We start from the raw sequence: 14,247 nt of genomic DNA on the forward strand, positions 1-14,247 counted from the left end.
CTTTAATTTCGTCGGACGTCGGCATGCCTTCCCGCGACCTGCTTTCCCTGCGCCAACACGTCGAAGACCTGGAGCGCCGTAACGCACTGCTGGAGTCGCAGTTGGCGAGCCACCAGGAACACGATCAGATTCTCTATCGTTCGTTGTTTGACACCATGGACGAAGGCTTCTGCATCATTGAGTTCTTCGATGGGCCACATGGCCCCTTGAGTGACTACGTGCATGTCGTAGCCAATGCAGCGTATGCGAAACATGCCGGCATCCCCAACGTGGTCGGGCAAAAACTGCGCGAGATGGTCCCCGACGAGGCCGACGTTTGGGTAGCCCGCTACGGCGAAGTGCTGCGCACCGGCGAGCCGCTGCACTTCGAACAGGAGTTGGTTGCCACTGGCCATGTCCTGTCCGTCACCACCTTTCGCGTCGAACCCGCTGAGCGGCGCCAGGTGGCGGTGCTGTTCAAGGATGTCACCGAACGGCGTCGTGCAGAGCTGGCCCTGCAGCGGTTGAACGAAGAGCTGGAGCAGCGAGTCAGTGCCGCGCTGGCGGAACGTCAGCTGTTTGCCGAGCTGGTCGAGCACAGCCTGGCCAACGTGCACATGATCGACAGCAACTTGCGCTGGCTGGCGATCAACCGGCAGGCCAAGCTGGAATTTCATTACTTGTATGGCGCCACCCCGGAAGTGGGCGACTCTGTGCCCGCGCTGATGGGCGATAACCTCACCGACCTGAACGTGATCATGCCGATGTGGCAGCGTGCACTGGCGGGCGAGCAGTTCACGATAACCCAGCGTTTCGGCAAGGGGGCTGCACAACGGCATTACGAGCTGCGCTTCAACTGCCTTCGCGACCCTCATGGCGCGATTCTTGGTGCCTACTTGTTCGCGTATGACATCAGCGAACGCGTCGCCGCCCAGCAGCGCCTGCTTAACGCTGAAGAGGCACTGCGGCATGCGCAGAAAATGGAGGCCGTGGGGCACCTGAGTGGCGGCATCGCCCATGACTTCAATAACCTGCTGGGTAGCATTCTGGCGGCCCAGGAATTGATGCAGCAACGCTTGCAACAGGCGCGTCACGACCAACTCGGCAGCTTGCTGGACGTTGCCAGTGGCGCGGCGCAGCGTGCCGCCGCTGTCGTGCACCGCCTGCTGGCGTTCTCGCGCCAGCAGACGCTGCAACCCCAGCCCACCGATGTCACCCGCTTGGTCAATGGCATGGAGCAGCTGGTCCGTGGCAGCATCGGTCCGTCCATCCAGTTGCACAGCCATTTCCCGCAGCACCTGTGGCCAACGTTCATCGACCCGCCACAGCTGGAAAACGCCCTGCTCAACTTGTGCATCAACGCCCGAGACGCACTGCCTGAAGGTGGGGTAATTACCCTCAGCGGCGACAACCTGACCCTTGACTTGCAGCGTGCCCAAGGGCTCGACCTGGCTGCAGGCGATTACCTGCGCCTTGGGGTCAAGGACAACGGGCGAGGCATGTCGGCAGAGGTCGCGGCGCGCGCGGTGGATCCGTTCTTCACCACCAAGCCGATGGGCCAGGGCACTGGCCTTGGGCTTTCCATGGTCTACGGATTCGTGCGCCAGTCAGGGGGGCAGATGCGTATCCTGTCCAAGCCCGATGAAGGCACGCTGATCGAACTGTACCTGCCCCGCCACCTTGCTTGGCAAGCGATGAACAGTTTCGAAACCCCGGCTCAACTCCCGGCGAGTGGCAACAGCTTGCCGACTGGGCAAATCGTGTTGGTAGAAGACCAGGAGCCCCTGCGCCTGGTCATCAGCGAAGTACTCGAAGAGCTCGGCCATGACGTCCAGGCATTCGCCGACGGCCCAAGCGCGCTGGCGTACCTTGAGCAGTGCCCCCAGCCGCACCTGCTGATCACCGATATTGGCCTGCCCGGTGGGCTGAACGGGCGTCAAGTCGCCGACCGATGCCGCGTACTGCACCCGCACATAAAAGTGCTGTTCATCACCGGTTACGATGAAAGCGCAGTACTCAGCCACGGCCAACCCCTGGAAGCGTCCAGTGTATTGACCAAACCCTTTGACTTGGCGGCACTCGTGGAAAGGGTCGCACAGCTGCTGATGCATTAGCGGCCCGTGGTTTATCGATGGAGCGAAATGAATGCCCAGTGATTGCTTGAATACAACCGATGAGCTGGAGGGTTTACGCCAGCGAATCGATCAGCTCGAACAGCAAAACAGCCAGTTGAACAGCGAACTGTTGCGCTTGAACGCACGCGCGCAGGCGTCGGAAGGCTACCGCTTTCTGTTCGAGAACATGGAAGAAGGCTTCTGCATCATCCAGTTCATCGATGGACCGCTTGGGCCGTTGAGCGATTATGTACACCTGATGGCCAACCCGGCTTACTGCAGGCATGCCGGGCTGCCCAATGTCGTGGGCCGGACCCTGCGGGAAGTGATACCCGACGAGGCCCATGTCTGGCTGGACTACTTCGGCACCGTGGAGCGGACTGGCAATCCGCTGTACTTCGAGCATGAGTTGCTTGCCACCGGCCGCTGCCTTGGCCTAGCGGCAATCCGTATCGAACCGGCCCACAACCATCAGGTGGCGGTGATCTTCCGTGATGTGACAGCGCGCAAGCGCGCTGAGAGTGCCCTTCAAGACCTCAACGCAGAGCTTGAGCAGCGTGTCGAACAGGCCGTGGCGCAGAGCCAGAAGGCCGAAGAGGCTTTGCGCCAAGCGCAGAAAGTCGAGGCTGTAGGTCAGCTGACAGGGGGTGTTGCGCACGACTTCAACAACCTGCTCGGCGGCATTCTCGGTGCCCTGGAGCTGGCCAGGGACAGGGTGGCCATCGACCAGCCCAAGGCAACCATTACCCCTTTGCTGGAAAGCGCCCATAGTGCGGCACAACGGGCTGCGGCGCTTGTTCATCGATTACTCGCGTTCTCCCGTCAACAGACCTTGCAGCCACGCGCCACCGACGTCGCGGTGCTGGTCACCGGCATGCTGGAACTGATCAGCCGCAGCACCGGCCCCCACATCGAACTCGACTACCAGTGCAGCGACCCTTGCTGGACGGTGCATATCGACCCTCCTCAACTTGAGAGCAGCCTGCTCAATTTATGCATCAATGCACGCGATGCTCTGCCCGACGGGGGTAGGGTCCGTATCGCCCTGTGCAATGTCTCGTTGGCCAGCGAGCAGGCTGCGCAGCTTGAGCTAACGCCTGGCGACTACCTCTGCCTCAGCGTCGAAGACAACGGCAGTGGCATGACGGATGAGACCCTGACCCGCGCCGTCGACCCGTTCTTCACCACCAAACCGCTTGGCCGCGGCACGGGCCTAGGGTTGTCGATGGTCTTCGGTTTTGTGCGCCAGTCCGGCGGGCAACTGCACATCGCATCGTCCTTGGGCCAAGGCACCACGGTGCGCTTGCTGCTGCCCAGACACCACGCGCAGCCTGCGCCTGCCGTACTCAAACCCGCGGTACCGGTACCGCGCTCGAATACAGGCGCGATAAAGCGAATCGCCGTGGTCGAGGATGTCAGCGCCATGCGCCTGGTGATTGCTGAAGTGCTGCATGACCTGGGCCATGACGTAATGATGTTCGAAGATGGCCCCCAAGCACTTGCAGGCTTGGCAGAGCAACCCGCGCCCGACCTGCTGATCAGCGACGTGGGCTTGCCGGGCGGGATCAACGGGCGCCAGTTGGCCGACACGTTGCGCGGGCGTTACACCGGGCTCAAGGTGCTCTTCGTCACGGGCTACGACGAAAGTGCAGCGCTGGCTAACGGCAACCTGGAAACCGACATGCGCGTGCTGACCAAGCCCTTCAGCCTCGAAGCACTGGCCCAGCAGGTCGGCCAGTTACTGGAAGGATAAGGCGCCTCAGCGCCCGCCGCCCAAATCGACGAAGCTGCCGGTGGAATACGAGGCCTTGTCCGAGAGCAACCAGACAATGGCCTCGGCGACTTCTTCTGGCCGGCCGCCGCGGCCCATGGGCAACCCGGGTTCGAGCTTGGCGACCCGGTCCGGATCACCGGAAAGCGCATGGAAGCCGGTGTGTATATAGCCTGGGCGCACGCCATTGACCCGCACGCCCTCGCCTGCCACTTCCTTGGCCAAGCCAAGGGTAAAAGTATCCAACGCGCCCTTGGAGGCCGCGTAGTCGACGTATTCGTTGGGCGAGCCCAGGCGCGCAGCCACTGAAGAGACGTTGACGATCGCCCCGCCCTGCCCGCCATGCCGACGCGCCATGCGCAACAGCGCATGTTTGGCGCAAAGCATGGGCCCAACGACGTTGGTCTTCATCATCTTGAGCAAGCGAAACTCGGACATCTCCTCGACACGGCTCTGCTGGCCGATGGTGCCCGCGTTGTTGACCAGCGCAGTCACCGGGCCAAGCGCCTCATCGACACGCTGGAACAGCTGAATGATCTCATCCTCGACACTGACATCGGCCCGCACCGCAATCGCTTCGGCGCCAAGCGCGCGGACCTGCCCAAGGACGCGCTCGGCAGCCTGGTCATCCGCGTGGTAATTGATGCAGATACGATACCCCTGCCGAGCGGCCAGCAGGGCTGTCGCCGCGCCGATACCTCGGCTGGCGCCAGTAATGACGATGACATTCTCCATGGGCCTGCCAATGCTGTTGAAAGTGGGCTTTCGACAATAGGACAAATGCCAACGCATGGGAATGCCACCCCTTCCCAAAGCGCACAATCGCACGCGACGTTGCCCCAGCTCTTGATCCGGCTCTTGATCCAGCTCTTGATCTTGATCTTGATCTGGCTTTTGACCTTCAGCGACTCAGGAGGCCGAGCGCAGGCCTTGCGGAGGGAGGTGACGGGCAAGGATGCCCGTCAAGCGCTGGGGCCCAGGATGGGCCCTGCAGCGCGGCCCTCCCGGGAGTAAGGCCGGAGCGAGGGGACCCCGAAGCGCAGCGTAGGGGCCGGATGATGGAGCGCAGCCCTTTTTGGTTACTTTTTGGGGCGTTTGCCAAAAAGTGACCCGCCGTAAGGGCGGAAAGGTGACTAAGCGTCGCCTTGGCAACTGGCCCCTGCCACACCTTCAACACCAACAACACGAACAACACCAACAACTACTATCCCATCAGTGCCCCGCAGAAGGCCCAGCCTTAGCCGTAAACGGCGGCCGCGCAAACCAAACCAACAAAATCAACCCCGCAAACACCCAAGTCATCATCATGAAATAGTCCACCGTAGACATCATGTAAGCCTGCGCATTCACGATCTGCTCCAACCGCGCATAGTTCTGCACACTGGCCCCCCCAAGCTGCTCCAGCGTATGCCGCGTCGCCGGATCAAACTGGCTGATATTCTCACTCAGATACGCATGATGCTGATCCGCCCGCCGTATCCAGATCCACGTCGTCAGCGACGCCGCGAAACTCCCCCCCAACGTACGCAGAAAGGTCGCCAGCCCCGAGCCATCGGCTATCTGATGCGGCGGCAAGTCCGACAGCAAAATGCTCAACGTCGGCATGAAGAACAGCGCCACGCCAATCCCCATGAACAACTGCACCAACGCCACATGCTGGAAGTCCACCTCACTGGTAAACCCAGCCCGCATGAAGCAGCTCGTGCCAATTGCCAGAAACGCCAACCCCGCCAGCAGCCGCAAGTCGAACCGGTGCGCGTACTTGCCGACAAAGGGCGACATGATCACCGGCAACAGCCCGATCGGCGCCACCGCCAAACCCGCCCATGTCGCCGTATAACCCATCTGCGTCTGCAACCACTGCGGCAAGATCAGGTTGATACCGAAGAACCCCGCATAGCCCCCGACCAACACTATGGTGCCGACCCGGAAGTTGCGGTGCACGAACAGCCGCAGGTTGACCACCGGATGCCGATCGGTCAGCTCCCAGATCACGAACACCGCCAGGAACACCACCGAGATCAAGCTGCCCATGATGATGAACGACGACTCGAACCAGTCCAGGTCATTGCCCTTGTCGAGCACCACCTGCAACGCCCCCACCCCCACGATCAGCGTCAAAAGCCCGATGTAGTCCATCGGCTGGCGGCTGGTCACCACCGGCCGCGAGCGCATCTGTTGGCGTACAACAGCGGCGGCAAACAGGCCGATCGGCACGTTAATGAAGAAGATCCACGGCCAGCTGTAACTGTCGGTGATCCAGCCCCCCAGTATCGGCCCGGCAATCGGCGCTACCACCGTGACCATCGCCAACAGCGCCAGGGCCATCCCCCGTTTCGCTGGCGGATACACCGCAATCAGCAAGGTCTGGGTCATCGGGTACAACGGCCCCGCCACCACGCCCTGCAACACACGAAAGCCCACCAGCTCCGGCATCGACTGGGCGATGCCGCACAAGAACGATGCCAGTACGAACAACAACGTGGCCCAGATGAACAGCTTCACCTCGCCAAAGCGCCGGCTCAGCCAGCCCGTCAGCGGCAAGGCGATAGCGTTGCTCACGGCGAACGAGGTGATCACCCAGGTGCCCTGCTCATAGCTCACCCCCAGGTTGCCGGAAATGGTCGGCAAGGCCACGTTGGCGATGGTGGTGTCGAGCACCTGCATGAACGTTGCCAGCGACAGGCCGATGGTGGTCAGCAACAGGCTCGGCGGCGTGAACTGGGCGGCAGCCTGGTTGTTCATCGCTGCGCCGTCTTGCCGGATGCGCTGTTCTCGTGAATCAGCCGGGCGATCAGGTTATCGGCATCGACCAGTTGGCGGTCGTACACCTGGGTGGTGTAGCTGGCCTGCTGCGGCGGTTGCTGGGCCAGGGTCGGGCCGCTCTGGTCGTGCAGGTCGACCTCCACCAGCGTCGACAGGCCGATACGCAGCGGATGGTCCTTGAGCTGGTCCGGGCTTAGGTGAATACGCACCGGCACCCGCTGCACGATCTTGATCCAGTTGCCGGTGGCATTTTGCGCCGGCAGCAGAGCGAACGCGCTGCCAGTGCCGGCACCGAGGCTGTCGACCGTGCCGCTGTACTTGACCGCGCTGCCGTACAGGTCGGCGCTGATTTCCACCGGCTGGCCGATACGCATGTCGCGTAGCTGGGTTTCTTTGAAGTTGGCATCGATCCACACCTGGTCCAGGGGGATCACCGCCATCGTCGCGGTGCCCGGCTGCAGGCGTTGGCCCAGTTGCACGGTGCGCTTGGCGACATACCCGGTCACCGGCGCCACCAAGGTGGTGCGGGCATTGTCGAGGTAAGCCTGGCGCAGGTCGGCAGCGGCTGCCATGACTTCGGGGTGCGAGGAAACCACGGTGTCGTCGACCAGCGCGGTGCTGGTGTTGAGCTGCTGACGGGCACTGGCCAGGGCGCTCTGGGCCACACTCAGGTCGTCACGGGCGTGGGAGATTTCTTCTGCCGCAATCGCACCGCTGTCGGCCAGCACCTTGCGCCGGTTGTAGTTGTCCTGGGCCTTTTGCAATTCGGCCTGGCGCGTCTGCAACTGGGCCTTGAGCCCATCGACATTACTGTACAAGCCGCGCACCTGGCGCACCGTGCGCGCCAGCTTGGCTTCGGCGGACTGCAGCGCCACCTCGCTGTCGGACGGGTCGAACTGCAGCAGCACTTGGCCGGCGTGAACCAGGTCGCCGTCATCGGCACCAATGCTGGTGACAGTGCCGGTCACCAGCGGGGTGATCTCCACCACGTTGCCATTGACGTAGGCGTCATCGGTGCTTTCGTGCCAGCGCCCGACCAGGGAATACCAGGCCCAGGCGCCGACACCGCCGAGGATCAGCAGCAGAAGCAGGCCAAGCAGCCAGGCCTTGCGTTTGCGCGACGGCGCAGGCGCGTCGGCAGGGGTTGGGGTGTCTGTGGAAGTGGCCATGACAATACCTTGGATAATGCGTAACAGGGGTCAACGATCGCCAAAGCGGCGGATCGTCAAAGGGTCGCCAGCGCTGAGCAGCACCTTGGCCAACAAGCGCTCGAGCGTCTTGAGCTCTTCGGGTTGCAGTGCGCCGCACAATTCGTTCATCGCTGCCGCACCGATTTCTGGCAGCCGGTCCGCCAGGCGCTGGCCATCGGCGGTCAAGGCCAGGCGAACCTGGCGTCGGTCGTCGGCGCAGCGGTTGCGCAGGATCAGGCCCTTCTGCTCGAGGCGGTCGAGCATGCGGGTCATCGAACCGCTGTCCAGGCCCAGGTAGCGGCACAGCTCGGCCGGGGTGTCCACCTGATACTGGGTGACGATGATCAACACCTTGAACTGCGCGGCGGTGACGCCCTCTGATTCGAGGTGCCAGTCGAGAATGCGGTCCTTGAGGATCGCCGCGCGGCCCAGCAGCATGCCGATGGCACAGGTCTGGAAGTTTTCTGGAGAGAAATGCGCCATGGAGTCTGCCCGGGTAATTGTTTAAAAATATTACTGCCTAGGCAGTGAATGTCAAAGCTTTGATTAGGGTGCTATGCAAAATTTCATGAATTTGCATAGCCCGGACCTTTGTGGGCCGCCCCTACCTCAACGCTGGCACAGCGCCGCAGGCGATCGCCATGCCTACCAGTTCCGCCAGGCTTCCTGCTTGCAGCCGTTTCATCACCCGCCCCCGGTACAGGTCAACGGTCTTCACGCTAACCCCGAGGCGCTCGGCGATCTCGCGGTTGTTCAAGCCCTGGGCCAACGGCACGAACACATCGCGCTCCCGTGGCGTCAGGCCATCGACCCGCGCCTGAACCTGCGCCAACGCCTGGTCGCCCTGACGCGCGCGCCCTGCCCGCTCCAATGCCGCCTGCACACTGTCGAGCAGCAACTGGTCGCTGTAGGGTTTCTCGATGAAATCGCAGGCACCGGCCTTGAACGCCCTAACCACGATCGGCACGTCGGCATGGCCACTGACAAAGATCACCGGCAGTTCCAAGCCCCGTTCCTTCATCAACTGCTGCACCGCCAGCCCGCCCAGCCCAGGCATGCGCACATCCAACAGCACACAGGCCGGCCCGTCATCGATGCACGCATCCAGAAACGCCTGCCCACCGGCAAACGACAGAGCCTCGAGCCCCACCGACTGCAGCAGCCAGACCGTGGAATCACGCATGCCCTGGTCGTCGTCGACCACATACACCTTCGCTTGCACCCTGACCTCCCGTTATTCCCTGCTCACTGCCAAGCGGCAGCACAACACCAACCCACCGTTCGCGCCCGCACGTGCCCATAAGCTGCCACCAAAGCCTTCGATGAGGCTGCGGCTCATGCTCAGGCCCAGCCCTAGGCCATCAGCCTTGCTGGTGGTGAACGGGGTAAAGATTTCATCCAGGCGCTCGGCCGCCACGCCCGGCCCTTGGTCCGTCACCTCGACCAACACGCCGTCGCCTTCGCGCACGGCGCCCAGCAGGATACGTGAGGGCCGTTCGCCCTGCTGTTCGCGATTGGCATCGATGGCATTGCGCAGCAGGTTCAGCAGCACCTGCTCCAGCAACACCCGGTCGGCATACACCGCCGGCAATTGCGCGCTCATGCGCAGTTCGATGCTGACCTGGTCACGCGCCGCCTCCCAGGCACACAGGCGCATGGCTTCATTGGCCACATCGAGCATGTCGAGCGCTTGCAGCCGGCGGGGCCCTTTACGCAGGAACACACGTAGCCGGCGGATCACCTGCGCGGCGTGGGTAGCCTGCTCGGTGATGCGCTGCAGCCCCTGGCCGACCCGCTCACGCGCCTGCGGGTCGCGCTCCAGGCCTTGCAGGTAGCGCTGGCTGGCGTTGGCATAGTTGACCACCGCCGCCAACGGCTGATTGATCTCGTGGGCGATGCCCGAGGCCAGCTCGCCCAAAGTGGCCAGCCGCGCGCTGTGGGCCAGGCTTTCTTGGGCCTCGATGCGCAGGGTGATATCCCGGGAGACACTGACGATTTCCACCACTGCCCCGGTGTAGGTCTCGCGGATAGCGCGGCTGGCGATCTCGAACCAGCGGTAGCCGCCCGCCGCCTGGCGCACCCGGCAGGTCATGGTGTGGTAGCCGTCCTGGTCCAGGGCAGCAGCAGCCTGGGCCAGCACCTGGCGGCGTTCACGCGGGTGCAGCAACGTCCGCACGGCCATGCCCCGCAGTTGCTCGGGCCATCGGCCCAACAGTCGGAAGGCCGCCGGCGAGGCGTCGAGGAAGCGCCCGTCAGGGCTGTGCCGGGAGATCAGGTCCGTGGTGTTCTCGATGATCAAACGGTACAGGCGCCGGGCGCGGCTGGCCTCGCGTGCACCCTGGCGTTCGGCGCTGGCGTCACGGCATCGGCCAAGCACCTGCTGGCCCTGGTCATCTGGGATGAAGGTCCACAGCACGATGCGCTCGCCAACCTGTACTTCCACGTCGGCAATTGCCCGGTGCTGCCGCAGGCAGGCCCGCACCAGCGCGGCGCAGTTGGCCGGTAGCCAGGCCGCCAGCGGCGGGCCTTCGTGCAGCAAGGCCTGCAAGGCCGGGTTGGTGGCCAGCGGCCTGGCATCGGCGGCCAGCAACAGGCTGGGCTGTGGGTCTTTGGCGAGCAAGGGAGACAGGGTCTTGTCCACGGCGTGCAACTCGTTGTTATAGTAGTTTTACTATATTGCTATAGTCGATATTCCATCTACCATAGCGACTCGCGTAAAACTGCGACAGGGGAAAGCGGCTAACCGTACGCTTTTCCACACCCTGAACAGAGCTAACAATCAGCCACCGGGGGTCACGCGCACAGGCTGCGCTTGCCTCCCCTACAGGATTACCGCATGTCGATCTATGCCCAGGGCCTGATGCCCGCTGCCGTCAACCATGTCGCCCTCACCCCACTGAGCTTCATCGAACGCACCGCTGCGGTGTACGGTAACTACCCGGCTGTCATCCATGGCGCCATCCGCCGCAACTGGCAGGAAACCTACCAACGCTGCCGGCGCCTGGCCAGTGCCCTGATTGGGCGCGGCATCGGCCGTGGCGACACGGTCGCGGTGATGCTGCCAAACACCCCGGCCATGCTCGAAGCGCACTTCGGCGTGCCCATGACCGGTGCGGTGCTCAACACCCTCAACGTTCGCCTGGACGCCGAAGCCATCGCCTTCATGCTGCAACACGGCGAGGCCAAGGTGCTGATCACCGATCGCGAGTTCCACACGGTCATCGAAGCCGCCCTGGCCTTGCTCGAACACCCGCCCCTGGTGGTCGACGTCGATGACCCGGAGTACGGCGAAGGCCGCGCGGTCAGCGCGCTTGACTACGAAGCCCTGCTGGCCGAGGGCGACCCGGAATTTGCCTGGGAATGGCCCGATGACGAATGGCAGGCCATTTCGCTCAACTACACCTCCGGCACCACCGGCAACCCCAAGGGCGTGGTCTACCACCATCGCGGTGCCTACCTCAACGCGCTGGGCAACCAGATGACTTGGGCCATGGGCCACCGCCCGGTGTACCTGTGGACCCTGCCCATGTTCCACTGCAACGGCTGGTGCTACCCCTGGACCATCACCGCCTTGGCCGGGACCCACGTGTTCCTGCGCCGGGTCGACCCGCAAAAGATCCTCACCCTGATCCGCGAACACCGGGTCACCCACCTGTGCGGCGCGCCCATTGTGCTCAACGCCCTGGTCAACATGCCTGAGGCCGCCAAGGCTGCCATCGAGCACCCGGTGCAGGCCATGGTCGCAGGCGCCGCGCCGCCCGCCAAAGTGATTGGCGCGGTGGAAGAAATGGGCATCCAGGTGACCCACACCTACGGCCTGACCGAGGTGTACGGCCCGGTGACGGTATGCGCCTGGCATGAGGAATGGGACGCGCTGCCGCTGGAAGCGCGCGCGCGCATCAAGTCCCGCCAGGGCGTGCGCTACCCGACGCTCGACGGCCTCATGGTCGCCGACCCGCAAACCCTCGCCCCGGTGCCGCGCGACGGCAACACCCTGGGCGAGATCTTCATGCGCGGCAACACGGTGATGAAGGGTTACCTGAAAAACCCTGAGGCCACGGCCGAGGCCTTCCGCGGCGGCTGGTTCCACACTGGCGACCTGGCAGTCTGGCATGCCGATGGCTATGTCGAGATCAAGGACCGGCTCAAGGACATCATCATTTCCGGTGGCGAAAACATCTCCACCATCGAAGTCGAAGACGCCCTCTACAAACACCCAGCGGTGCTGGAAGCGGCCGTGGTGGCGCGCCCCGACGACAAATGGGGCGAGACGCCCTGCGCCTTCGTGGCGCTCAAGCCTGGCCGGGAAGACACCCGCGAAGCCGACATCACCAACTGGTGCCGTGAGCACCTGGCAGGGTTCAAAGTGCCGAAGACCGTGATTTTTGGCGAGCTGCCCAAGACCTCCACCGGCAAGGTCCAGAAGTACGTCCTGCGCGACCGCGCCAAAGCCCTTTAAGGCTGTAACTGCCTCTTCGCGGGTAAACCCGCTCCCACAAGAACAGCGCCGTTCTTGGGAACTGCATTAAACCGGTGGGAGCGGGTTTACCCGCGAAGAGGCACGGCCAGACAACCTATAACTCACTTCTTCGAGCCGACGATGCCCCACTACACCGCCCCACTGCGCGACATGCGCTTCATCCTCCACGATGTGTTGCAGGGCCCTGCCTTGTGGGCACGCCTGCCCGCCCTGGCCGAGCGCATCGACGCCGACACCGCCGATGCCATCCTCGAAGAAGCGGCCAAGGTCACCAGCCAGCTGATCGCCCCGCTCAGCCGCAACGGTGACGAGCAGGGTGTGCACTTCGAAGCCGGCCAGGTCACCACCCCGGATGGCTTTCGCGACGCCTGGCGCACCTACCGGGAAGGTGGCTGGGTTGGCCTGGGCGGCAACCCCGAGCATGGCGGCATGGGCATGCCGAAGATGCTGGGCGTACTGTTCGAAGAAATGCTCTACGCCGCCGACTGCAGTTTCAGCCTGTATTCGGCCTTGAGTGCCGGCAGTTGCCTGGCAATCGATGCCCACGCCAGCGAAACACTCAAGGCCAGCTACCTGCCGCCGCTCTATGAAGGCCGTTGGGCCGGCACCATGTGCCTGACCGAACCCCACGCCGGCACTGACCTGGGGTTGATCCGCACCCGCGCAGAACCCCAGGCCGATGGCAGCTACCGCATCAGTGGCAGCAAGATTTTCATCACCGGCGGCGAGCAGGACCTGACCGAAAACATCGTCCACCTGGTGTTGGCCAAGTTGCCGGACGCACCGGCGGGGGCTAAAGGCATCTCGCTATTCCTGGTGCCCAAGTACCACGTCAATGCCGATGGCAGCCTGGGCGAACGCAACGCCGTGCAGTGCGGGTCGATCGAGCACAAGATGGGCATCAAGGCCTCGGCCACCTGCGTGATGAACTTCGATGGCGCCATCGGCCACCTGGTCGGCGATGCGAACAAGGGCCTGGCGGCCATGTTCACCATGATGAACTACGAGCGGCTGTCCATTGGCATCCAGGGTATCGGCTGCGCCGAAGCGTCGTACCAGAGCGCCGCACGCTACGCCAACGAACGCCTGCAAAGCCGTGCCGCCACGGGCCCGCAGGCGAAGGACAAGGTGGCCGACCCGATCATCCAGCATGGCGATGTGCGGCGCATGCTGCTGACCATGCGCACGCTTACCGAGGGTGGCCGGGCCTTTGCGGCGTACGTGGGGCAACAGCTGGACCTGGCCCGCTACGCCGAAGACGCCGGAGAACGCGAACATGCCCAGCGTCTGGTGGCACTGCTGACGCCCGTGGCCAAGGCGTTTTTCACCGACAATGGCCTGGAAAGCTGCGTGCTCGGCCAGCAGGTGTATGGCGGTCATGGCTACATCCGCGAATGGGGCCAGGAACAACGCGTGCGCGACGTGCGTATCGCACAGATCTATGAGGGCACCAACGGCATCCAGGCCCTCGACCTGCTCGGGCGCAAGGTGCTGGCAGACGGTGGCCAGGCGCTGGCCAGTTTCACCGCCGAGGTGCGCGCCTTCAGCGTTGCCGCGCCACTGTACCGCGAAGCCCTGCAAGCCAGTGTTGCGCGTCTGGAAGCCACCAGCGCCTGGCTGCGGGCACGCGCAAGCCAGGACGCCAACCTGGTCAGCAGCGTGGCCGTGGAGTATTTGCACCTGTTCGGCCTCACCGCCTACGCCTACATGTGGGCGCGCATGGCCGCCGTGGCGCAGGCCAAGCGCGAACAAGACCCGGCCTTCCATGAGGCGAAACTGGCGTGTGCAGCGTTCTTCTTCCAGCGCGTGTTGCCACGCAGCCTGGGGCTGGAAGCCAGTATCCAGGCCGGCAGCGCGAGCCTGTACGGGTTGACTGCGGCACAGTTCTGATCAGCGTGGGGGCGTAAAGCGCCCCCCGGCACTGCCCGCGAAGGGTTCTCAAACGCT

Annotated in this window: 10 protein-coding genes; 4 read left to right on the forward strand and 6 right to left on the reverse strand. The window is 63.6% G+C overall.

Annotation, left to right across the window (positions count from 1 at the left end; genetic code table 11):
• The first annotated feature begins 23 nt into the window (after window positions 1–23).
• Window positions 24–2,093: a PAS domain-containing protein gene (locus tag AB7M33_RS25025; protein ID WP_454243902.1), complete on the forward strand. Its 2,070-nt coding sequence runs from the start codon at window positions 24–26 to the stop codon at window positions 2,091–2,093.
• Window positions 2,094–2,124: 31 nt separating this feature from the next.
• Window positions 2,125–3,846: an ATP-binding protein gene (locus AB7M33_RS25030; RefSeq protein ID WP_454243903.1), complete on the forward strand. Its 1,722-nt coding sequence runs from the start codon at window positions 2,125–2,127 to the stop codon at window positions 3,844–3,846.
• 6 nt (window positions 3,847–3,852) lie between these two features.
• Here AB7M33_RS25030 and AB7M33_RS25035 read toward each other — a convergent pair whose 3' ends face one another.
• The 6 genes from AB7M33_RS25035 to AB7M33_RS25060 form a co-directional block, all read right to left on the reverse strand.
• Window positions 3,853–4,599, reverse strand: coding sequence for an SDR family oxidoreductase (locus AB7M33_RS25035; RefSeq protein ID WP_027593552.1), 747 nt, complete (start codon window positions 4,597–4,599; stop codon window positions 3,853–3,855).
• Between the two features lie 477 nt (window positions 4,600–5,076).
• Window positions 5,077–6,609, reverse strand: coding sequence for a DHA2 family efflux MFS transporter permease subunit (locus AB7M33_RS25040; protein ID WP_454243904.1), 1,533 nt, complete (start codon window positions 6,607–6,609; stop codon window positions 5,077–5,079).
• Window positions 6,606–7,799, reverse strand: a complete 1,194-nt coding sequence (locus tag AB7M33_RS25045) for an HlyD family secretion protein (RefSeq protein ID WP_099429126.1) — start codon at window positions 7,797–7,799, stop codon at window positions 6,606–6,608. Before AB7M33_RS25045 ends, AB7M33_RS25040 begins: the two co-directional genes overlap by 4 nt.
• A 30-nt stretch (window positions 7,800–7,829) precedes the next feature.
• On the reverse strand, window positions 7,830–8,303 hold the full coding sequence (locus tag AB7M33_RS25050; RefSeq protein WP_099429125.1) for a MarR family winged helix-turn-helix transcriptional regulator: 474 nt from the start codon (window positions 8,301–8,303) through the stop codon (window positions 7,830–7,832).
• Between the two features lie 121 nt (window positions 8,304–8,424).
• Window positions 8,425–9,042, reverse strand: a complete 618-nt coding sequence (locus AB7M33_RS25055) for a response regulator transcription factor (protein ID WP_454243905.1) — start codon at window positions 9,040–9,042, stop codon at window positions 8,425–8,427.
• A gap of 12 nt (window positions 9,043–9,054) precedes the next feature.
• On the reverse strand, window positions 9,055–10,461 hold the full coding sequence (locus tag AB7M33_RS25060) for a sensor histidine kinase (protein ID WP_454243906.1): 1,407 nt from the start codon (window positions 10,459–10,461) through the stop codon (window positions 9,055–9,057).
• A gap of 195 nt (window positions 10,462–10,656) precedes the next feature.
• Here AB7M33_RS25060 and AB7M33_RS25065 point away from each other — a divergent pair, with 195 nt between their 5' ends.
• Both AB7M33_RS25065 and AB7M33_RS25070 read left to right on the forward strand, forming a co-directional pair.
• Window positions 10,657–12,279, forward strand: a complete 1,623-nt coding sequence (locus AB7M33_RS25065; RefSeq protein WP_238213319.1) for an acyl-CoA synthetase — start codon at window positions 10,657–10,659, stop codon at window positions 12,277–12,279.
• Window positions 12,280–12,420: 141 nt separating this feature from the next.
• A complete protein-coding gene (locus tag AB7M33_RS25070) occupies window positions 12,421–14,190 on the forward strand; it encodes an acyl-CoA dehydrogenase C-terminal domain-containing protein (protein ID WP_454243907.1) in 1,770 nt (589 codons plus the stop codon).
• Window positions 14,191–14,247 lie beyond the last annotated feature (57 nt).

The organism is Pseudomonas sp. Y3 TE3536 (assembly GCF_053629175.1).